This is a genomic window from Rhodanobacter sp. TND4EL1 (assembly GCF_054061035.1).
Window position 1 is genome coordinate 363,809 of record NZ_JBSSDT010000002.1, and the last position, 21,750, is coordinate 385,558.

A 21,750-nucleotide genomic window follows, 5' to 3' on the forward strand; every position below is an offset into this window, starting at 1 on the left:
TTTGGGTGACTCGCGTTACCAGTCGGGTTTTGGCACTATCGACGAGGGGAGTATTTGGAATGCCGACGTTGCGGGCGCTTTGCCAGGCAATGCGCCACAGGGGAGTCATGGCATGGGATCGAGGTTGTCTGCGTGGCTGCTGAGCGTCGCGCTGGCGCTGATGGCCACGGTAATTGTGGCCGCGCCCACTCCGGCTGACGTAGCGGGCACGCCCTCCAGCCGTCATCTGCCTACGCCGCAATTTCGCCGTTACCAGACCGCCGACGGCCTGCCCGGCAGCACGGTATATACCGTGGCCCAGGATCACCAGGGAGCGATGTGGTTTGGCGCCGGTGTCGATCTGGTGCGTTTCGATGGTGTCGAGTTTCAGGTGTTCGGGCATCGCTCGGATGATCCTGCCTCGTTGCCCGAAGGATCGGTATACAGCCTGTTCGTGGACCGGGATGGCGAGGTATGGGTGGGCGGATTCGGCTCCGGCTTGAATCGCTTCCTGCGCGAGAGCGGTGGCTTTGCGCATTTTCGACATGACCCGGGCGATTCCCGCAGCCTGGCTGGCGACAACGTATGGTCCATCGCGCAAACCACGGACGGTGCCCTGTGGGTGGCGACGGATGCCGGCCTGGATCGCCTGTCGGCCGATGGCAAGCATTTCGATCACGTCTCCAATCCGATCGCCCGGAACGTCGCCGACGGCTTTGGCGCGGTACGGGCGCTATTGGCACAGCCGGACGGCTCATTGTGGATCGGGACCAGCCAGGGCGTGTTTGTCCGCGAGAAGAGCGGGGACGTGCGCGAAGTGGTGATTGATCCTCGCGTCAAGCACCTCAAGGTGTGGCGCATCCAGTCGGACGGTGATGGCGTGCGCATTGCCGTGCGGGGCGGCCTGTTGAAGGTGAACGACAGGGGGGAAGCTTTGTTGCATGCGCCCACCCAGATCCCGTCGACCGATGTCTACAGCAGTACCCGGGATCATGCCGGGAACCTGTGGATCGCCACCCGCAGCGGGCTGTACCTGGATGACGGCAGTGGAAGGCTGCATGCCATTGCCGGTCAGCCATTGCTGCTGGGCAGTCTGCCGGCACAGCAGGTGTGGCAGTCGTTTTGTGACCGTGAGGGCGGTCTCTGGTTTGTCATGGGCGATGGCGGCATCGCCTATCTCGCCCCGGCTTGGAACCAGTTCACCCGGTTCACGCATGTGCCGGATGAGCCGAAGAGTTTGCGCAGCAATGCGGCGACGTCGGTGCTGGCGAGTTTTGATGGCTGGTTGTGGGTGGGTGGCCACGATCTCGTCGACAAGCTCGACCCGGTCAGTGGTGAAGTCCGGCATGTGGTGTCGGGGGTGCAGGGCAACGTCCTGGACATGGTCGAAGACTCGCGCCACCGCTTGTGGATCGCCAGTGAGGGCGGGGTTTACCGCTATGCCGATGACAAGCTGGAGGCGGTGGATCTGTCTGCGGCCGGCGCCAGTCATCCGCGACGGGTGGCGGTCGGGCCCGATCAGAAGATGTATCTGGTATCGGTCCGCGACGGTCTGTTCCGGATCGATCCGGACACGATGGTGGTGGATCCCCATCCGCTTGCCGCGGCCGATGAAACCGGTTTTATCGGAAACCGGCTGACTCCGTGGAACAGTCTGGAGTGGTTCGTCGACAAGGGGACATTGCTGCGCTGGAACGCGGTCCAAGCCAAGCCGGAACCGGTCGATGGCTTGTCTGACCAGGGCGACGTCTACGCTCTCGAGTTGACCGCCGAAGGCTTCTGGGCGGCGCGCAACCGGATGTTCGAGCACTACCGGGTGGATGGCGACAAGGTGGTGCGCGATCAGTTGATTCCCATCCCGCCCAGCTGGCCGTCCATGGTGTTGATCGCTTTGCATGTGGATCACGCGGGGCGCTTCTGGCTGTTCTGCAAGAATGGCCTGTGGCGATTTGATCCGGTCACCGGCGAACTCAAATCGTTCGGTTTGCGCCACGGTCTGGTCAATGGCGAGGTGCGAGGCGATTCACCGGCCATGATGTCTGACGGCACGATTTACGTGGCCAGTCTGGGCGGCGTGTTCGGCTTTCAACCGGATCGCGCCCCGGCCACTCCTGCTGCTGCCGCAGTAGTGATCACCGGAGTGAGGGTGCGCCGGCGGAATGCCATCGTGGATTTGCCCATCGGCGCCGCGCCGATCCGGCTTTCATGGAGCGATCGTGAACTGCGCGTGGAAGCGCGGTCGAGTTCCTACGTGGACCCCGCCGGCAATCGCTATCGGTTCCGCTTGCTGGGCTTTGACCGCAACTGGGTGGACACCGGCAATCACGGCGAGCGCGAGTTCGCGGGCATCGGTGCGGGCGACTACACGCTGGAAGTGGAGGCGGCGAGCGCCAACGGAACATGGGTGAGGCTGAAGCAGCCCTTGCACATCCAGGTGCAGACGCCGCCGTGGGAGCGATGGTGGGCACTGCTGGTCTACCTGCTCCTGCTCGTCACCGCGGTGGGCCTCGCCCTGCATGGCTGGCGTCGACGCCTGGCGCAGCGCCATCACATGCAGATGGCCGACCAGCAACGCCGGATGGCGGAAGCCGCCAGCGCGGCAAAGACACAATTTCTGGCCACGCTCAGCCATGAAATCCGCACCCCGATGACGGGCGTGATGGGCATGGCGGAACTGCTGTTGAGTACCCCGCTGAATCCCCTGCAACACGACTACACCCAGGCGATGCAGCGCTCCGGCACGATGCTGTTGAAGCTGCTCAATGACGCGTTGGACCTGGCCCGGATCGAAGCGGGCAAACTGGAGCTCGATCCGGGTGCGTTCGATCCGCGACAGCTGCTCGATGACGTGGCGCAACTGGAACAGGGATTGGCGCACGCGCGCGGCCTGCGCTTCGTGCTGGAGGTGGCCGAGTCCATGCCTGCGCAGTTGCTCGGCGATGCCTTGCGGATCAAGCAGGTGTTGCTGAATCTGGCCAACAACGCACTGAAGTTCACCGAGCAGGGCAGCGTGACGTTGCATGCGCAGCCTGTCGACGGGGGCGTGCAGTTCAGCATCAGTGACACCGGCCCGGGCATCCCCGAAGCCAGCCAGGCCCGCTTGTTCCAGCGCTTCGAGCAGGCCGCAGGGCCGCAGCGGCGTGCCGGCAGCGGCCTGGGATTGGCGATCTGCCGTGAGCTGGTCGACATGATGGGCGGCAGCATCGAACTGGAATCACGCCTGGGCCATGGCAGTACGTTCCGCGTGCGGCTGCCGCTGGTCGAGCCTTCGGTCGCGACTGCCTTGTCATCCCCTGCTTCGTCCGCCGCCAGCAGTTACCGATTGTTGCTGGTGGAGGACGACACCATCGTGGCGGCGGTGATCCGTGGGCTGCTTGAACGCGAACAGCACACGGTGGTGCACGTGGTCAACGGGCTGGCGGCACTGGCTGAATTGGCCCAGGCGGACTTCGATGCCGTGTTGCTTGATCTGGACCTTCCTGGCGTGGATGGCTTCCAGATCGCCCGCCTGATCCGCCAGCGCGAGCACGAAGGGCAGCGATTGCCCATCGTTGCCGTCACCGCGCGTTCGGGCGCCCGCGACGAAGTGCGCGCGCGCGAGGCCGGAATGGACGGCTTTCTGCACAAACCGCTTACCGGTGATCAGCTTGGCAACGTGCTGGCACGGGTGATCAGGCCGGTTACGCCGTGAGGACGGTGGATTGAGGCTCGCAGCGTGCGGCGGCATTTGGCATGATGGGCGGGGGACAACCTTTCGTTCGTCTGTTCAGTGGCGCGCCGCTGGCCTGTCTGGAGGGCGTGGCGGGAACGGAAGCCACAGGGGAAAATCGGATGTTATCGGCGGTCTTGCTGACCTTTGCGCTGGGTCTGAACGCAGCAGTCGCGGGCGTGCCTTCATCGGCTCCCGTGGCTCCGCCGGTCAGTCAACCCGCGACCAGCCTGCTGCCCACTCCCCAGTTCCGGCGGTACACCACCAGCGACGGCTTGCCCAGCAGTAGCGTTTACGTGGTGGTGCAGGATCGCGATGGCGCCATGTGGTTCGGGACGAAGGGCGGCATCGCCCGTTACGACGGCGTCGAGTTCAAGGTTTTTCGCCATGCCGTGGACGACCCGGATTCACTCTACGAAAACGGCATTTCGGCACTCGTGTTTGACCGCGAGGGCACGCTCTGGGCGGCCGGGATGGAGGCCGGACTCAATCGGCTGGATGCGGGCACCGGGCGCTTCACCCATTGGGGCAATGATCCGCACGATCCCGCCAGCCTGAGCAGCGACAAGGTCTGGTCGATGGCGGCCGATGACGATGGCAGCCTGTGGGTGGGCACGGTGCGCGGACTGGACCACATGGTGCCGGGGAAAAGCGGCTTCGAGCATGTCATCAACACCTTGCTCGGCCCTGACCCGGCCGACGTCGGCGCGGTTGCCGCGCTCTGTATCGACGATCAGCACCAGTTGTGGATCGGCAGCAAGTACGGTCTGTTCCGTCGGGACGTCGATGGGCGGATGCACCGGATTTCACGAGCAGACAGCGATTTGCCGATTGATGCGTGGCATATCGAAAGTGATTCCGGAGAACTTCGCGTCGAAAGCGCCGACGGACTGTGGCTGGTCGGGAAGGACGATGTTGCGCATCGGTTTTCGGCTGCGGGTGCACCGCGCGGAAACATCTTCGCCAGCATTCGTGACCGCAGCGGACGTTTGTGGGTCGGCTCGGCACGCGGCCTGTTCGTGCAGATGCAACCTTCAGGCCCGATGCTGGCCGTGACCGATCAGCCGGTACTGCATGGCGACCTGCCGGGTACCTGGGTGTGGTCGATCCTGGTCGACCATGAAGGCGGATTGTGGGTGACCCTGCTGGACGGTGGCGTCGGTTATCTGGCCCCGGGCTGGAACGACACCAGTCGCTTCACCCACATACCGGATGATCCGGCCAGCCTGCGAGATTCCATCGTCACCGCCATGGCGCGCGGGCGCAACGGGCGGATCTGGGTGGGTGAGCGTGCCGGGCGGGTCGACCGGCTCGATCCGCATACGGGCGACGTCGAGCATGTGCTTTCCGGCCTGCAGGGCGATGTGCTCGGCATGACCCAGGACCCGCAAGGGCGTCTGTGGATTGCCGTCCGCGGCGCACTTTATCGGTATACCCAGGGACAGCCGCCGGAACGGGTCGATCCACAAGGCCGCTGGCTGCGAAATCCGTTGGAGGTGGAGCCCGGTCCGGACGGGCGGATGTATGCACGCACCTTCGGCGAGGGCCTGTTTCGCGTCGATCAGGAAACACTCAAGGTAACGCCGGTCGGAATGGATCAACCAAACCAGCGCGTGTTGTGGGGTAGTCAGCTGACCCTGCACGAAGGGCTTTTCTGGTACGCCAGCGATGGCGGAATGCTGCGCATGTCCCCGCGGAGTGACCGCTTCGAAGTCGTCCCGGGGGTAAGCAACGATCGTGCGGTGAATGCCTTCGACTTCGACGAAGGCGGCATCTGGATGGTGCGCCCCGAGGGACTGGAGCACTACCACTACCGGGATGACACCCTGGTGCTTGATCGCACGGTGGATTCCACGCATGGCTGGCCATCGATCAACGTGCTCGACCTGCAGGTCGATGCCTTGCAACGCGTCTGGATGCTGGGCCACGATGGTTTGTGGCGATTCGATCCGGATACGGGCCGGTTCCGTTCGTTCGGCTTGCAAAACGGCCTGGCCAACGGTGAGTTTTCGCGGGGCTACGCCGCGATGCCCGATGGCAACATGTATGCACCCACGCTGGGCGGGGTGGTGGGCTTCAATCCCGACCGCATACGTGACGACACCACGGTTTCGCCGCTGGAAGTCACCCAGGTCAGTGTCCGCCGTGACGGCACGTTGCACCCCTTGCCATCGGGCGATCGGTCCGTCCAGCTGGGCTGGAGGGATCGCGGCCTGAACGTGGCGACCCGCCTGTTCTCCTACATTGACCCGGTCGCCAATCGCTATCGGTTTCGCCTGCGCGGTTTCGACAGCACCTGGATCGACAACGGCAACTACGCCGAGCGCGAGTTCACCGGGCTGGCTCCGGGCGATTACACCCTGGAAGTGCAGGCTGCCGGCGCAAACGGCCAGTGGGTACACCTGCGTCATCCCTTGCAGATTCACGTTCCTGCTCCACCGTGGCAGCGCTGGTGGGCCTGGCTGGGCTATGCGTTGATCGCGTTGCTGTGCATCTGGCTGGGCCTGTGGATCTGGCGTCGCCGACTCGCACGTCGCCACCATGTGGCCATGGTGGAGCAGCAGCGGCAGATGGCGGAAGCCGCCAGCGCGGCGAAGAGCCAGTTCCTGGCCACCCTGAGTCACGAGATTCGCACACCGATGACGGGCGTGATGGGCATGGCCGAATTGCTGTTGAGCACCTCGCTCAACCCGCTGCAGCACGATTACACGCAGGCCATGCAACGCTCGGGCGGGATGCTGCTCAAGCTGCTCAATGACGCACTGGACCTGGCCCGGATCGAGGCGGGCCGGCTGGAGCTGGAGCCCGCCCCCTTTGATCCGCGACAACTGTTGTGCGAAGTGGCGCAGCTGGAGCAGGGCATGGCGCACGCGAAGGGCGTTCCCTTCGTGCTGGAGATGGCGGACGACCTGCCGCCGCAATGGATAGGCGACGCGCTGCGAATCAAGCAGGTGCTGCTGAACCTCGCCAACAATGCACTGAAGTTCACCGAGCACGGCCAGGTGGTCCTGCGTGCGACGCGCATCGAAGGTGGCTTGCTGTGCAGCGTCAGTGACACCGGCCCGGGTATTTCCGGGGCCAACAAGGCGCGCTTGTTCGAGCGATTCGAGCAGGCCGAAGGTCCGCAGCGCCGTGTGGGCAGCGGTCTGGGCCTGGCGATCTGTCGCGAGCTGGCCGACATGATGGGCGGAAGCATCGAGCTGGAGTCGAGTCTGGGACGTGGCAGCACGTTCCATGTGCGTATTCCGCTGGCCGAGCCAACAGCCATCCCGATCCGCGAGATTGATACGGAGCGCAATTACCGCTTGCTGCTGGTGGAGGACGACCCGATCGTGGCGACGGTGATCTGCGCCTTGCTTGAGCGCGAGGGGCACGTGGTCAAGCATGTCGACAACGGACTGGCTGCGTTGGGCGAGGTGTCCAATGCCACCTTCGATGCCGTCCTGCTGGACCTGGACCTGCCGGGAGTCGACGGCTTCCAGATTGCCAGGCTGATCCGCCAACGCGAGCACGCCGGGCAGCACCTGCCCATGCTGGCGGTCACCGCCCGCTCGGGCAGCGGTGACGAGGCACGGGCACGCGAGGCAGGCATGGATGGCTTCCTGCGCAAACCGGTCACGGGTGAACAGCTGGTTGCGGCGCTGGCAGGCGTGATCATCCGAACCAGTGCCAAGGAAGCGCTTCCCGCCTGAACTACATGTCGTGCTTGCGCACCTCGAAGCCAAGACGCTGGTATTCGCGCCAACGCGTGCGCGATCCGTCGCGGGCGGCGGGATCCGCGGCCACCACTTCCAGCACGCGCTGATAGCGCCCGGCCGGGCAGGTTTCCCGCAAATTGATCACCAGCGGCCGGTCCGCCGTTTCCACGCCTGGTGGCACGATCAGCACCGCGGTGTGCTCGTCGTCGTCGTCGCCCGCGAGTTGGTGCGGGATCATCGCGTCTTCGTCGAACGCCCACAGCAAGTCGTCCAGCGCTTCGGCTTCGGCAAAGTCACGGGTAAGCATCAGCGTGGGCTGTTGTGCGGCAAACGCCTTTTTCGCCAGCTCGCAGGCCAGCAGCAATGGCTGCTCGCGAAAACGTGGCTTGTCGATCAGATAGAAATCGGCTTGGGGCATGAGTCGGGAGTGAGGTCAGTGACGTGAGAAACGAGTGTAGCCGCTCGGCAGCCACTCGTTTCCCATGCCTGATCGCTTACTGCTGATTGAGCAGCCACTGCGCCAGCAAGGCCACCGGCCGGCCCGTGGCCAGGCCCTTGCGGCCTTCATCCCAGGCGGTGCCGGCGATGTCCAGATGGGCCCAGCGCTGGCCGTCGGTGAAGCGGGACAGGAAGCAGCCGGCGGTAATGGCCCCGGCGCTCTTGCCGCCGATATTGGCGACGTCGGCAAAGCCCGAATCCAGCTGGGTCTGGTAATCGTCCCACAGCGGCAGGCGCCAGGCGCGGTCAAGCGTTTCTTCGCCTGCGGCCAGCAATTCCGCGGCGAGGTCGTCGTGCTTGCTCATCAGGCCGGTGGCGTGCTTGCCCAGCGCGACCACGCAGGCGCCAGTGAGCGTGGCGGCGTCGATCAGTGCCTTCGGCTGGTAGGTCTGGGCCGTCCAGGTCAGTGCGTCGCACAGGATCAGGCGGCCTTCGGCGTCGGTGTTGAGCACTTCGATGGTCAGCCCGGACAGGCTGGTCAGCACGTCACTGGGGCGATAGCTGTCGCCGTCGGGCATGTTCTCGACGCTGGGCACCACGCACACCAGATTCACTTTCACGCCCATCTTCACCGCGGCCACGAACGCGCCAAGCACGCCGGCGGCGCCGCCCATGTCGAACTTCATTTCCTCCATGCCGGCGCCCGGCTTGAGGCTGATGCCGCCGGAGTCGAAGGTGACGCCCTTGCCGACGAAGGCATACGGTTTGTCGCCCGCGTCGCCGCCGTGGTATTCCAGCGCGATCAGGCGCGGCTTGTTGACCGAGCCGCGGCCCACGGCGAGCAGCGAGCCGAAGCCCAGCTTCTCCATCTCCACTTCATCGAGCACCTTGCAGCTGACCTTGTCCTGCGCGTCGGCAAACGCCTGCGCCTGGCTCGCGATGTACGCCGGATTGCAGATGTTCGGCGGCAGGTTGGCCAGCTCGCGGGCGAAACGCACGCCCTCGGCGATCGCCAGCGCCTGGTCCAGGCCGCCCTGCGCGTCGGAGTTGGCAGCGAAGGTGAGCGCGGTCAGTTCCGGCTGGCGGCTCTTGTCGCGCGGCTTGAAAGTGGCGGTGTAGCGATAGGCCGCATAGTCGCTGGCCAGGGCCGCGATGCGCACGCGCCACGCGTTGTCGCGCCCGGGTACTTCGACCTCGGCGAGGAACGAAACGGCGCTCGCCAACGGCAGGCGACCCAGTGCACGGGACGCCTCGATATTCACCTTCTGGTAGCGCGCTGCGTCGAACGATTTCTGCGCGCCCAGACCCACGACCAGCACGCGCTGCGCGGTGACGCCCGTGGGTGCGAACAGCAGCGTGGTCGAGCCGGCCTTGCCGCTGATGTCACCCGATTCCACCTGACGCTTGATGGCGCCGCCGCTGGCGGTGTCCACCTGGGCAGCCGCGCTGGTCAGCACGCCCTGTTCGTAGACGCCGACCAGCACGCAGGGACTGTCGACGGTGGCGGGGGCGATGCTGGCGAGGCTGAACTGAAGTGTCATCGGATGGTTCCTGCATGGGCCCGGCTGCGGCCGGACAGGCTAGACTTGCGGTTTGCCGGCGATGGTGCCGGGCCGGTTCAAGCGGACAAGTTTATCGCATGCTGAGCATCCTCGACCGCTATTTCCTGCGCGAGCTGGCGCAAACCGTGGCTGCCACGGTCGTGGTGCTGCTGGTGATCGTGGCCGGCAGTGCGTTCGCGCGGGTCCTGCAGCAGGTCGCCAATGGCAGCTTTCCGGCCAGCGTGATGTTCCAGGTGCTGGGGCTGCGCACGCTCGATGGCCTGACCAACATGATGCCGCTGGCCAGCTTCATCGGCATTCTGCTGGGCCTCGGCCGCATGTACCGCGAAAGCGAGATGCATGTGCTGTCGTCATCGGGCATGGGGCCGCGCGGACTGCTGCGACCGGTACTGATTCTCGGCGCCGTGCTGGTGGCGATCACGGCGTTGGTTTCGCTGTGGCTGGGCCCGTGGGCGGTGCGCACCAGCGATGCGATGGTCGCCGCAGCGAACCGGTCGGTCATTGCCGCTGGCCTCGATGCAGGGCGCTTCACCGAATTGCCGGGCAAGGGAGGGATCATCTTTGTCGACAGCCTCAGTCGTGACGGCAGCAAACTGGGGCGCACCTTCGTGGCGACCCAGAGCGTGAGCAAGGATGGCCCCGTACACCTGAAACTGGTCAGCGCGACCAGCGGAGAGCTGTATCAGGAAAGCAATGGCGACGGTCGCTTCATCGCGTTCAAGGATGGCTGGCAATACGACATTCCACTGGGCGCCAACAACTGGCGTCAAATGCAGTACCAGCGCAACGACACCTCGCTGTCCAGTGTCCAGGCCGACGACGACGAGGATCCCGCGCATTCCAAGAGCAGTGCGGCGCTGTTCCAGTCCGACGATCCGGCCGATCGGGCCGAGTTCGCCTGGCGTGCCAATGCGCCGCCGCTGACCCTGGTGCTGCTGTTGCTGGCGTTGCCGCTGGCCCGGCAGAGTCCACGTGAGCCCCGATACGGTCGCCTGTTGCTGGCTGTGGTCACGTTCTATCTGTATTACACGCTGCTGGCACTGGGGCGCGCCCAGATCGGCAAGGGTCATTGGCACAACGAGGCGCCGTTGTGGGCCTTGCACATGCTGGTGCTCGCCTTGGGCGGCTGGATGTTGTGGAAGCAGTATTCCCCGCGCAAGCCGCGGACCACGTCACCCGGTGTGGCCGCATGAGCGTGTTCAACATCAAGCGGGTGGATCGACTGGTCGCGATGAGCGTGCTCGGCTCGATGCTGATGGTGTGGCTGGTGCTGACCGGCTTTGATGCGGTGACCCAGTTGCTGCGCCAGCTCGGCAACGTCGGCAAGCACGGCTATACGCTGAGCAATGCGGTGGCCTATGTGCTGGTGACGTTTCCGCGTCGCGCCTACGAGATGTTTGGCAATGCCGCGCTGATCGGCGGCCTGCTCGGCCTGGGTGGTCTGGCCGGCACGGGTGAGCTCACCGCGCTGCGCGCCGCAGGCATGTCGCGGCTGCGCATCGCCGGCTCTGCGGTCGGCGTGGTGGCGGTGCTCATCGTTGGCGTGGTGATCATGGGCGAGACGCTGGCGCCGTGGGGCGACCAGCAGGCCCAGGTGATGCAGGCGCGAATGAAGTCCGGCAACCTCGGCATGACCACCAGCAGTGGATTGTGGGCGCGCGACGGCGAGGATGTGATCAACGCACGCGGTACTTCGCTGAAGCGGCAAGATGGGCTGGCGAGCGTGCAATTGAGTGATGTGCGCGTCTTCACTTTCAGTGCGGACGGACAATTGCACCGTTTCATCTGGGCCAAGACGGCCGAGCACGATGGCCGGCAGTGGATGTTGCACGACGCGCGCATCAGCACGCTGGACGCCACGGGCACCCATGCCGTCACCGAAGCGGTGCTGCCGTGGAAGTCCAGCCTGAATCCGCAGGTGCTGGCGCAGTCGGTGATCCAGCCGCAATACCTGTCGATGCGCGATCTGCGCCGCAACATGGATTATCTGGAAGGCAACGGCCAGAGCGCCGGCAGCTATGCGGTGGCGTTCTGGGGGCGGGCGCTGTATCCGTTCAACGTGCTGGTGCTGGTGCTTTGCGCCATGCCGTTCGCGTTTGGCTCGCTGCGTTCGGGCGGCCTCGGCAAACGGATGTTCATCGGTATCCTGCTTGCGCTCGGCTGGTATTTCCTGCAGCAGGCGATGGTGAATTTCGGCACCGTGTACGGCATGCCACCGCTGCTGGCCAACTTGTTGCCGGCCCTGATCCTGATGCTTGTCGCCTGGCTGTACTTCCGCCGGCGCATTTGATCGTCGCGTCGGCAATCCCTCGACGGGCTCGGGCGTGAGCGGTTGCCCATCGGCAATGTGACTGCGTTCTCAGCCTCGTCAATCCGACAGCCTGCGCTATCGAATCGATACCGCGGCGGTGCGATGCTTGCCGGGCGTCATCGCAGGGCGGGAGCCATCTGCTCCGGCCATACCAACTCTCGGGGGGGAGTCATGTCCAAGCCTTTGTGGCACAAGGATGCCTGCGGATTCTGGTTTCTGGCCTGCATTCAGCTGAGCGCGTCGGCGGGCTGGGTAATGGTGCATTACCGATTGCTGTAAGGGCACGACCAACTTGCCGATGAACGCAGATCGCGCCAAGCTGCCGGCTTTGCCGACAGCAGGGGTGCATCGTGGAATGGGTTGATCTGCGCAGCGATACGGTGACCCGGCCGACGGCCGCGATGCGTGAAGCCATGCTTGGCGCCGAAATGGGCGACGACGTTTACGGCGAAGATCCCACGGTCAATGCGCTGCAGGAGCGCCTGGCCGACGAACTGGGTTTTGACGCGGGTCTGTTCGTGCCCAGCGGCACCCAATCCAATTTGCTGGCCTTGCTCGCCCATTGCGAACGCGGCGACGAGTACCTCGTCGGCATGGATGCGCATACCTACAAGTTCGAAGGTGGTGGCGCAGCCGTGCTGGGTTCGATCCAGCCGCAGCCGATCGTGCAGGCCGACGACGGCTCGCTGCCGTTGGCGCGCATCGAGGCGGCGATCAAGCCGGTCGATCCGCATTTCGCACGTACCCGTCTGCTGGCGCTGGAAAACACCTGGCATGGCCGCGCGCTGCCGCTGGACTATCTGGTCGCCGCTCATGACGTGGCGCGCTCGCATGGCCTCGGCCTGCATCTGGACGGTGCACGTTTGTTCAACGCGGCCGCGGCGTGCGGCGTGCCAGCGCGCGAGATCACCCGGCACTTCGACACCGTCTCGATCTGCCTGTCGAAAGGTCTGGGTGCGCCGGTGGGTTCGGTGCTGGTGGGCTCGCACGCGCTGATCGACAAGGCGCGACGCTGGCGCAAGGTCGCTGGCGGCGGATGGCGCCAGGCCGGCATCCTTGCTGCGGCGGGCCTGCACGCACTGGATCACCACGTGGCACGGCTGGCGCAGGATCATCATCGTGCCGAGTACCTTGCCGGTCGCCTGCGTGAGATCGCCGGCATCGACCTGCTTGGCCAGTACACCAACATGGTCTTCATCGACGTGCCGGCCGAACGTCTGCGCGATCTGGACGTCCATCTGCGCGAGGCCGGCATCCGCATCAGCATCGGCTACCTTCCCACGCTGCGGCTGGTGACGCATCTGGATATCGACGACGACGGCATCGAGCGCACGGCGACCGCGTTCCGCGAGTTCTTCGCGCGGCATTGATTGTTTGCGCTCTCGTCGAGCCACTGCGCGCAACATTTTCGCTTCCTCCCAAGCAAAGAGCTTTCGGCGCAAGAGCTTTTGTCCTCCTGGCTCTCCGAAGGAGGACGAAGGCTCTTGCTCGAAAAGCAACGAAACGCGCCGCGCAACGGATTACCCGCCAGCGTTACTTCGCCGCTTGATCAAACTGGCGGATGAAATCCCGCACCTGCGGATACACCGTCTCGCGCCAGCGGCGGCCGCTGAAGATGCCGTAGTGGCCGGCGCCCTCGATCACCTTGTGCGCGCGGCGCTTCGCCGGGATGCTGCTGCACAGGTCGTGCGCCGCTTCGGTCTGGCCCAGGCCGGAGATGTCGTCCAGCTCGCCTTCAATGGTGAGCAGGGCGCTGCGCTTGATCGCCGACGGGTCGACGCGTTCGCCGGCCACATCCCACACGCCGCGCGGCAGCAGGAATTGCTGGAAGACCTTTTCGATGGTGTCGAGATAGAACGTCGCCGGCATGTCGAGCACGGCGTTGTATTCGTCGTAGAACTTGCGGTGCGATTGGGCGTCGTCCTGGTCGCCGCGCAACAGGTCTTGGTAAAAATCCCAGTGCGACGTCATGTGGCGGCTCGGGTTCATCGCGATGAAGCCGGCGTGCTGCAGGAAGCCTGGATAGACCTCGCGTCCGCGACCGGGATAATTCGGCGGCACGGTGTGGATCACGTTGCCCTTGAACCACGACAGCGGCCGTTGCGTCGCCAGGTTGTCGACGCTGGTGGGGCTGCGCCGGGGGTCGATCGGACCACCCATCATGGTCAGGCTGCGGGGGGTTTCCTCACCGCGTGCGGCCATCAGCGAGACGGCGGCCAGCACCGGCACGGTCGGCTGGCATACCGAGATCACGTGAAGACTGGCGGCGCCGATGTGGCGGATGAAGTCCTCCACGTAGGCGACGTAATCGTCCAGTCCGAAGCTGCCTTCGGACGCCGGCACCATGCGCGCGTCGACCCAGTCGGTGATGTACACCTTGTGATCGCGCAGCAGGGTGCGCACGGTATCGCGCAACAAGGTGGCGTGATGGCCGGACAACGGCGCCACCACCAGCACGACCGGATCCTTCTTCATCTTCTCGATGGTGGACGGATCGTCGCTGAAGCGCTTGAAGCGCTTCAGCTGGCAGAACGGCTTGGCCAGCGCCACCCGCTCGATCACCGCAATTTCGTGATCATGTGCGGTGGCAGTGTGGATGCCGAATTCGGGTTTCTCGTAATCCTTGCCCAGCCGATGCATCAGCTCGTAACCGGCGGCCATCCGCTGCGCGCCCGGTACATTGGCGAACGGACTGCTGGTGTCGTTGAGCATGTCGGCGCTGGCTTGCGCGAAGTAGCTCAGCGGGCCGAGGAACGCGCGTTGCCACTCATGGATCTGATAGAGCATCAAGGGAGGATTGCCTGGGGCGAAAGGACCATCTTAGCGTCGTTTTCCCGCTTTGTGTTGCGACGCCGCAACCGCGGCTTTCAATCCAAACAGTGACTTGGCGCCGCCATGGGTCGATAAGTGCAGCGCAGCAGCACTTCATCGACCCCGTGCGTATCGCCCAGCCCGGCCCGCCATTGCAGCGGCTTCTGGAAGCGCAGGCCGAGCGGCATGAAGACCCGGTTGTACCACCACATGGCGCGCTCGCGCTGATGGGTCAGATACCACTGGCCGAGGGCGAGCAGGCGCGAGGAACCGGGTTGCATGCCATAGACGGCGCTCTGTTCAAGGATGAATCCGTGTCGTTCCAGCCGCGCGATGATCTGCGCCGGTTCGTAGCGTCGGTAATGCCCCACGAACTCGTCAAAGGCAGTCCATGCTTCCGGGTGCAGCGGCACCGACAGCAGCACGCTGGCACCGGGCGCGGCGACGCGTGCCAGTTCGGCCAGTGCGCCGTCGTCATCGGCCACATGCTCCAGGATGTCGAGCGCGCAGACCAGGTCAAAGCTGGCGTCGGCGCAGGGCAGGTTGCCGATCATGCCGTGCACCGCGTTGCCACCGCCAGCTTGCAGCCGGCGCAGGGCGGCGTGGCTCAGATCGACAAAGCAGGTCCCGCTCAGCGGCAGTCGCGGGCGCAGACCCGGGGCCACCTCCAGCCGGCGCGCTGCGCCGCTGGCCAACGCGCTCGACAACGGCCAGGTGTTGAACCTTTCCGGCCCGATCAACCGGGCATCCGACCACAGCGATTCGTAGAAGCCGCGATTGAGACGGATCAGCTCGGCGTCGCTGCGCTGGGTGTCGGCTTGGGGTCGGCTCATACGGGGATTGGATCCTTGGCGTGCTGAGTGCGGCGTGAAGCCGGATACGGTTCAGTCCAGCCTGCGCACCTCGGTGCCGGCGGCCAGATCGTGCACCGCGCGGCGACGTCGATCCAGCAGCGCCACGGCAAACCAGCCCGCCCACACCACCAGCAGCGTCCACAAGGTGATGCGCAGGCCGAAGGTCGGCGCCAGCAGCAGCAACACCATCGGCGCGCCGGCTACCAGCAGGCGGATCAGGCTCTGCTGCAAGGTCACCGGGCCACCGTCGTCGCGGGTGACCCGTATGTGCCACGGGCGCATGCCGACGGTCTGTCCGCCACGGCGCCAGGAACTGATGAAATAGGCCGCTATCACCAGGCCCTGCAGCAACTGGTACCAGATCGGCACGATGGTTTTTGCGCCGGTGGTGATCAACCGGCCGCCGGTGGCCAGTTGGCACAACAGTCCGACCACCATCACGATCGCCACGACGATCAGCAGGTCATAGACCAGCGCCAGCAGTCGGCGCCACAGCGGACAGGGGGTGTCGGTAACGGTGAAATCTGCGGGCATCGTGTCCGGTCGCTTGCGTCGTGCGCGCGCAATGGCCAGCATCGTGCGCATGGAAAAGGAAAAAGTTCGCGACAGTATCGCCGAAGCCGACCGCCGGAGCATCGCCGCGTTCATCGAGCGGGTGTGGTCGGAAGACGGACTGGCCGAGCGCACGCTGGAAGCCTACCGGCGTGACCTGGAATCACTCGCCGCCTGGCTGGGCACTCGCGGCCGAGACCTCGCCACGGCGCGACGCGAGGATATCTCCACCTATCACGGCAGCCAGGCGGTGGCCGTGCGATCACTGGCTCGGCGACAGTCGGCGTTCCGCCGTTACTACGCCTTCCTGGTACGCGACGAGCCGAGCCGGGTCGACCCCACGTTGCTGATCGAGCGGCCCAAGCTGCCGCGCAGCCTGCCCAAGGCGCTGGCCGAACGGGAGATCGAAAGCCTGCTGGTCGCGCCGGACACCACCACTGCGCTGGGTCTGCGCGACCGCGCCATGCTGGAACTGATGTATGCCTCCGGCTTGCGCGTATCCGAGCTGGTCGAGCTGCCGCTGGCCGCACTGAATGCGCGGCAAGGGGTGCTTCGCGTCACCGGCAAGGGCGGCAAGGATCGGCTGGTGCCGGTCGGCGAGGAAGCGCTCACGCATATTGCCGCCTATCTCACCGACGCCCGCCCCACGTTGGCCAAGGGTCGACAGCCGCCGGCGCTGTTCCTCAGCCAGCGCGGCGAGGGCATGACCCGTCAGATGTTCTGGACCCTGGTGAAACGCTACGCGCTGCGCATCGGCATCAACCCCAAACGCATCTCGCCGCACGTGCTGCGCCATTCCTTCGCCACCCACCTGCTCAATCACGGCGCCGACCTGCGCGCGCTGCAGATGCTGCTCGGCCACAGCTCGCTCAGTACCACACAGATCTACACGCTGGTGGCGAAAGAGGGGCTGAAGCGGCTGCATGCGCAGCATCATCCGCGGGGGTGATGGGTAGCCCGTGATGCGCGCCACAAATCGCTTGAGCGCGCCCTCTTGCCGCATGGGACGTTCAGGCCGTTGTGCCAGAATGGGCGATCCCGTCGGCCCTCGCGACGGACCGACGTGAATGAGGTTGCTGATGTTGAAGAGTCTGATACTGGCCCTTGGCCTGGGCGGCTTGTCGCTGAGTGCGTGCGCCGTGCAGAACGATGCCGCACCGCCCGCCACCGCCACCGCCACCGTGACGCCGGCCGCGCGTGCGATGGTTCAGCAGGCTATTTCCAAGCTCGCACCGAACATCCGCGTGGACGTGATCGAGCCGGCGCCGATGCCGGGTTTCTACCAGGTCATCGCCTCGGGCCAGATGCTGTACATCAGCACCGACGGCAAGTACATGATGCATGGCGACCTGATTGACCTGGCTCGCAAGCAGAACGCCAGCGACGACGCCTGGGCGCGTTTCCGCAAGGCCGAGTTGGCCAAGGTGCCGGCGTCCGATCGGATCGTCTACGCACCGGCCAACCCGAAATACACGATCAGCGTTTTCACCGACGTCAACTGCGGCTTCTGCCGTGCGCTGCACGAACACATCGCGGACTTCAACAAGGAAGGCATCGCGGTGGAATACCTGGCCTGGCCGCGCGAAGGGCTGGTGACCACGGCCGGCCGACCCACGCCGACCTACACCGAAATGGTGTCGGTGTGGTGCGCGAAAGACCGCAAGGCGGCCTTCACCTCGGCGAAAGAGGGGAAGGTGCCGGCGCCGCTGACCTGCGCCAACCCGGTCAAGGATCAGTTCAACCTGGGCGTGAAGCTTGGCGTCAGCGGCACGCCGGCCATTTACGGCCCGGATGGCCGCACCCTGGGCGGTTACGTGACGCCCGAACAGCTGCTGCAGGCGCTCAAGCAGGGCGGCTGAGGCCGCAACCGCCGGCCTGTCCCCTTCCGGCAGGGAGGGTCATGCCGTATTGCAGCATGGGTTAGAATAGGCGTTTCCCTCGAATAGCGCCGTTCCCCGCATGATCGCACTCGACGGGCAGAGCGCCCTCTCGCCGTTCCGCCTCGAACGCCTCAATGCCCACCTCGATGCCTTGCATCACGGGGTGCGCGTGCAGGCGTCGTGGTTTGTCTATTTCATTGACGCCGAAGCCGCGCCCCAAGGCGAGCTGCGCGAACGGCTGTTGGCCGTGCTGGAGGCGAAGGATGCCCCGCCGGAGCCGGCCACGCTGTGGGTGGTGCCGCGGCTGGGCACGATTTCGCCGTGGTCGAGCAAGGCGACCGACATCGTCCATGGTGCCGGTTTCGATGTCCGCCGGGTCGAGCGCGGGCTGGCCTGGCGGGTCGCCGGGCTGCCCGACACGGACGCGCCGGACCACGCCGCGATCATGGCCGTGCTGCACGATGCGATGACGCAGTCGGTGCTGACCGGCATTGATCAGGCACAGGGTCTGTTTTTGGCCGGTTCGCCGGGCGATCTGGTGCACGTTGCGCTCGGCGCCGAGCCGCAGGCCGCGCTGGCCGAGGCGAACGCGCGGCTGGGCCTGGCCCTGGCCGACGACGAGATCGACTATCTGGTCGATCGTTATGCCGAACTCGGTCGCGATCCCACCGATGCCGAACTCTTCATGTTCGCCCAGGCCAACTCCGAGCATTGCCGGCACAAGGTGTTCAACGCCAGCTGGACAGTGGATGGTGAGGAACAGGACAAGAGCCTGTTCGGCATGATCAAGCACACCCACCAGCAGTCCCCCGCGCATACCCTGTCCGCCTATTCGGATAACGCGGCCGTGATCGAGGGCAGCGAGGGTCGACGCTTCTTCGCTGACCCGGCCGACCGCGTGTGGCTCGGCCATCCCGAACGCATCGATTTCGCGATCAAGGTCGAGACGCACAACCACCCCACTGCGATCGCGCCGTGGCCGGGCGCGGCCACCGGCGCCGGCGGCGAGATTCGCGACGAGGGTGCCACCGGTCGCGGCGGCAAGCCCAAGGCCGGACTTACCGGCTTCTCGGTGTCCGACTTGCGTATTCCCGGTCATCCGCAGCCGTGGGAGGTGCAGCGCCCGCTGCCGCCGCGCATGGCCAGCGCGTTCGAGATCATGCGTGATGGTCCGCTGGGCGCGGCGGCGTTCAACAACGAATTCGGGCGTCCCTGTCTGGGCGGCTATTTCCGCAGCTACGAAACCGAATTGCCCGGCCAGCCGGGTTTTCGTCGTGGTTACGACAAGCCGATCATGCTGGCCGGCGGCCTGGCCAACCTGCGCCCCGACCACGTGCTGAAGCGGCCGGTGCAGCCGGGCAACAAGGTGATCGTGCTGGGTGGTCCGGCGATGCTGATCGGCTTGGGTGGCGGCGCTGCCTCGTCGGTCGCCGGCGGTGCGTCCAGTGCGGAACTGGATTTTGCCTCGGTGCAGCGCGACAACGCCGAGATGGAGCGGCGCTGCCAGGAAGTGATCGACGCCTGCTGCGCGCGCGGTGACCATAACCCGATCGTCAGCGTGCACGACGTGGGCGCCGGTGGTCTTTCCAATGCCATTCCCGAATTGCTCAACGACGCCAGCGTCGGTGGTGTGATCGACCTGTCGAAGATCCCTTGCGACGACCCCTCGCTGTCACCGATGCAGGTATGGAGCAACGAATCGCAGGAACGTTACGTACTCGCCATTGCGCCGGAAGACCTCGCCGACTTCGAGGCGATGTGCCAGCGCGAACGTTGCCCGTACGCGGTGGTGGGTGACGCCACGGCCGAGCGTCAGCTGGTGCTGACCGATCCGCGTCGCGAACTGACCGTGATCGACCTGCCGATGGACGTGCTGTTCGGCAAGCCGCCGCGGATGCATCGCGACGCGAAGCGGGTCAAGCCGCGCGTCGACCTGGTGCCGGATCTTTCCGGCGTGGGTCTGGACGAGGCGCTGATGCGCGTGCTGCGCCTGCCCACCGTCGGCAGCAAGAGTTTCCTGATCACCATCGGCGATCGTACCGTCGGCGGGTTGAACCATCGTGACCCGATGGTCGGTCCGTGGCAGGTGCCGGTGTCCGATTGCGCGGTGACCATCAGTGACTTCGACGGCTATGCCGGTGAGGCGATGGCGATGGCCGAGCGTGCGCCGGTGGCCTTGCTGAGCAGCGCCGATGCCGCGCGCCTGGCCGTGGGTGAGGCCATCACCAATCTCGCCGCCGCACCGATCGCCAACCTCGGCGAGATCCGCCTGTCGGCGAACTGGATGGCGGCGGTGAATCACCCCGGCGAAGACGCCGCGTTGTTCGATGCGGTCAAGGCGGTGGGCATGGAGTTGTGTCCGGCGCTGGATATTTCCATCCCGGTCGGCAAGGACTCGCTGTCGATGCAGACGGTGTGGCATGACGGCGAAATGGACCAGCGCACGGTGTCGCCGGTGTCGCTGGTGATCACCGGCTTTGCCCGCGTCACCGATGTGCGGCGCACGCTGACGCCGCAGCTCAGGCTCGATCATGGTCATTCGGACCTGTGGCTGATCGACCTTGGCGCCGGCCGCGACCGGCTCGGTGGCTCCTGCCTGACCCAGGTGTTCAACCGTTCCGGTGGCGTGCCGCCGGATCTGGATGATCCGAAACGACTCAAGGCACTGTTCGACCTGATCCAGGAAGCGAACGCCGCCGGCTTGCTGCTGGCGTATCACGACCGTTCCGACGGCGGCGTCATCACGACCCTGATGGAGATGGCCTTCGCCGGGCATTGCGGTCTGGAAATCCATCTGGACGGCTGGGCCGAGGCCACGCTGCGGGCGCTTTTCAACGAGGAACTTGGCGCGGTGGTGCAGGTGGTCGAGGCCAATCGCGAGTCCTTCGAGGCCTTGCTGGTGAAGTACGGCCTGGCCGGCATCAGCTGTCGGATCGGTCGACCCAAGGAAAAGCTGGGCATCAAGCTGTTCCTCGGCGACGAGACCGTGTTCAAGTGGAACTGGAGCACGCTGTTCAAGGCGTGGAATGAAACCAGTCATGCGATGCAGCGCCAGCGCGACAACCCGCAGAGCGCCGACGCCGAGCTGGAATGGCGGATGGACGATGCCGATCCGGGCATCAGTCCGAAGCTGAGCTTCGACCCGGCCCAGGATGTGGCGGCAGCACTCATCGCCGGCGGCGAACGTCCGCGCATCGCGATCCTGCGCGAGCAGGGCGTCAATGGCCAGGTGGAAATGTCGGCGGCATTCACCCGTGCCGGTTTCGATGCGGTCGACGTGCACATGTCGGATCTGGCCAGCGGCCGGGTGAAGCTCGCCGACTTTCGCGGCTTCGCGGCGTGCGGCGGATTCTCGTATGGCGACGTGCTCGGTGCCGGCCGCGGCTGGGCCACCTCGATTCTCTACAACCCGATGCTGCGCGAGCAATTCGCGGCGTTCTTCGCCGATCCGGCGAAGTTCGCGCTCGGCGTGTGCAATGGTTGCCAGATGCTCTCGCAACTGAAAGAGATCATTCCCGGCGCCCAGCACTGGCCGAAGTTCCTGCGCAACGCGTCCGAGCAATACGAGTCGCGGCTGGTCACGCTGGAAATCCTCGACACGCCAAGCCTGTTCTTCAAGGGCATGGCCGGCTCGCGGATTCCGGTGGCGGTGGCGCATGGCGAAGGCCGGGTCAGCTTTCCGCAGGTGTGCAGCCCGTCGAAGTCGAACGGCGCAGTGCGCTTTGTCGACAATCGCGGCCGACCGACCGAGAGCTTCCCGCTCAATACCAATGGCTCGCCCGGAGGCCTGGCCGGTTTCACTGCCGCCGATGGTCGCGTGACGATCATGATGCCGCACCCCGAGCGGGTGTTCCGCACGGCCCAGCTGAGTTGGCATCCGGAAAGCTGGGGCGAGGACTCACCGTGGATGCGCATGTTCCGCAACGCCCGCGTGTGGTGCGGCTGAATCCATCACG

At 65.4% G+C, this 21,750-nt stretch carries 13 protein-coding genes; 8 read left to right on the plus strand and 5 right to left on the minus strand.

Features of this window, described 5'->3' with window-relative positions; genetic code table 11:
- Positions 1 to 112: 112 nt before the first annotated feature.
- Together ACVWWQ_RS08265 and ACVWWQ_RS08270 are read left to right on the plus strand one after the other, a co-directional pair.
- Positions 113 to 3,670, plus strand: coding sequence for a hybrid sensor histidine kinase/response regulator (locus ACVWWQ_RS08265; protein WP_166669705.1), 3,558 nt, complete (start codon positions 113 to 115; stop codon positions 3,668 to 3,670).
- A gap of 140 nt (positions 3,671 to 3,810) precedes the next feature.
- A complete protein-coding gene (locus ACVWWQ_RS08270; RefSeq protein ID WP_133948181.1) occupies positions 3,811 to 7,380 on the plus strand; it encodes a two-component regulator propeller domain-containing protein in 3,570 nt (1,189 codons plus the stop codon).
- Between the two features lies 1 nt (position 7,381).
- On the opposite strand, the gene ACVWWQ_RS08275 is transcribed toward ACVWWQ_RS08270, so the two are convergent.
- Positions 7,382 to 7,804: a DNA polymerase III subunit chi gene (locus ACVWWQ_RS08275; RefSeq protein WP_099652664.1), complete on the minus strand. Its 423-nt coding sequence runs from the start codon at positions 7,802 to 7,804 to the stop codon at positions 7,382 to 7,384.
- Positions 7,805 to 7,880: 76 nt separating this feature from the next.
- A complete protein-coding gene (locus tag ACVWWQ_RS08280) occupies positions 7,881 to 9,365 on the minus strand; it encodes a leucyl aminopeptidase (protein ID WP_133948179.1) in 1,485 nt (494 codons plus the stop codon).
- Between the two features lie 98 nt (positions 9,366 to 9,463).
- Here ACVWWQ_RS08280 and lptF point away from each other — a divergent pair, with 98 nt between their 5' ends.
- From lptF to ltaE, 3 genes are all read left to right on the plus strand, one after another.
- Positions 9,464 to 10,579 (plus strand): LPS export ABC transporter permease LptF, encoded by a 1,116-nt coding sequence (lptF, locus tag ACVWWQ_RS08285; RefSeq protein WP_099652662.1) that lies wholly within the window; start codon positions 9,464 to 9,466, stop codon positions 10,577 to 10,579.
- Positions 10,576 to 11,676: an LPS export ABC transporter permease LptG gene (gene lptG / locus ACVWWQ_RS08290; protein WP_133948177.1), complete on the plus strand. Its 1,101-nt coding sequence runs from the start codon at positions 10,576 to 10,578 to the stop codon at positions 11,674 to 11,676. Before lptF ends, lptG begins: the two co-directional genes overlap by 4 nt.
- A gap of 371 nt (positions 11,677 to 12,047) precedes the next feature.
- Entirely contained in the window at positions 12,048 to 13,067 is a 1,020-nt protein-coding gene (ltaE, locus tag ACVWWQ_RS08295) for a low-specificity L-threonine aldolase (protein ID WP_133948175.1), read from the plus strand.
- Positions 13,068 to 13,230: 163 nt separating this feature from the next.
- On the opposite strand, the gene ACVWWQ_RS08300 is transcribed toward ltaE, so the two are convergent.
- The 3 genes from ACVWWQ_RS08300 to ACVWWQ_RS08310 form a co-directional block, all read right to left on the minus strand.
- On the minus strand, positions 13,231 to 14,484 hold the full coding sequence (locus ACVWWQ_RS08300; protein WP_133948173.1) for a polyhydroxyalkanoate depolymerase: 1,254 nt from the start codon (positions 14,482 to 14,484) through the stop codon (positions 13,231 to 13,233).
- Positions 14,485 to 14,564: 80 nt separating this feature from the next.
- On the minus strand, positions 14,565 to 15,341 hold the full coding sequence (locus ACVWWQ_RS08305; protein WP_133948171.1) for a methyltransferase domain-containing protein: 777 nt from the start codon (positions 15,339 to 15,341) through the stop codon (positions 14,565 to 14,567).
- A gap of 51 nt (positions 15,342 to 15,392) precedes the next feature.
- A complete protein-coding gene (locus tag ACVWWQ_RS08310; RefSeq protein WP_133949315.1) occupies positions 15,393 to 15,896 on the minus strand; it encodes an RDD family protein in 504 nt (167 codons plus the stop codon).
- Between the two features lie 49 nt (positions 15,897 to 15,945).
- On the opposite strand from ACVWWQ_RS08310, the gene xerD reads away from it, so the two are divergent.
- From xerD to purL, 3 genes are all read left to right on the plus strand, one after another.
- The gene (gene xerD, locus ACVWWQ_RS08315) at positions 15,946 to 16,863 is read left to right on the plus strand and encodes a site-specific tyrosine recombinase XerD (protein WP_133948169.1); all 918 of its coding nucleotides are present in this window, start codon (positions 15,946 to 15,948) and stop codon (positions 16,861 to 16,863) included.
- A 133-nt stretch (positions 16,864 to 16,996) separates the two neighbouring features.
- A complete protein-coding gene (locus ACVWWQ_RS08320) occupies positions 16,997 to 17,773 on the plus strand; it encodes a DsbC family protein (RefSeq protein ID WP_208321592.1) in 777 nt (258 codons plus the stop codon).
- Between the two features lie 100 nt (positions 17,774 to 17,873).
- Positions 17,874 to 21,740 (plus strand): phosphoribosylformylglycinamidine synthase, encoded by a 3,867-nt coding sequence (gene purL, locus ACVWWQ_RS08325; RefSeq protein WP_133948165.1) that lies wholly within the window; start codon positions 17,874 to 17,876, stop codon positions 21,738 to 21,740.
- The last annotated feature ends 10 nt before the right edge of the window (positions 21,741 to 21,750 follow it).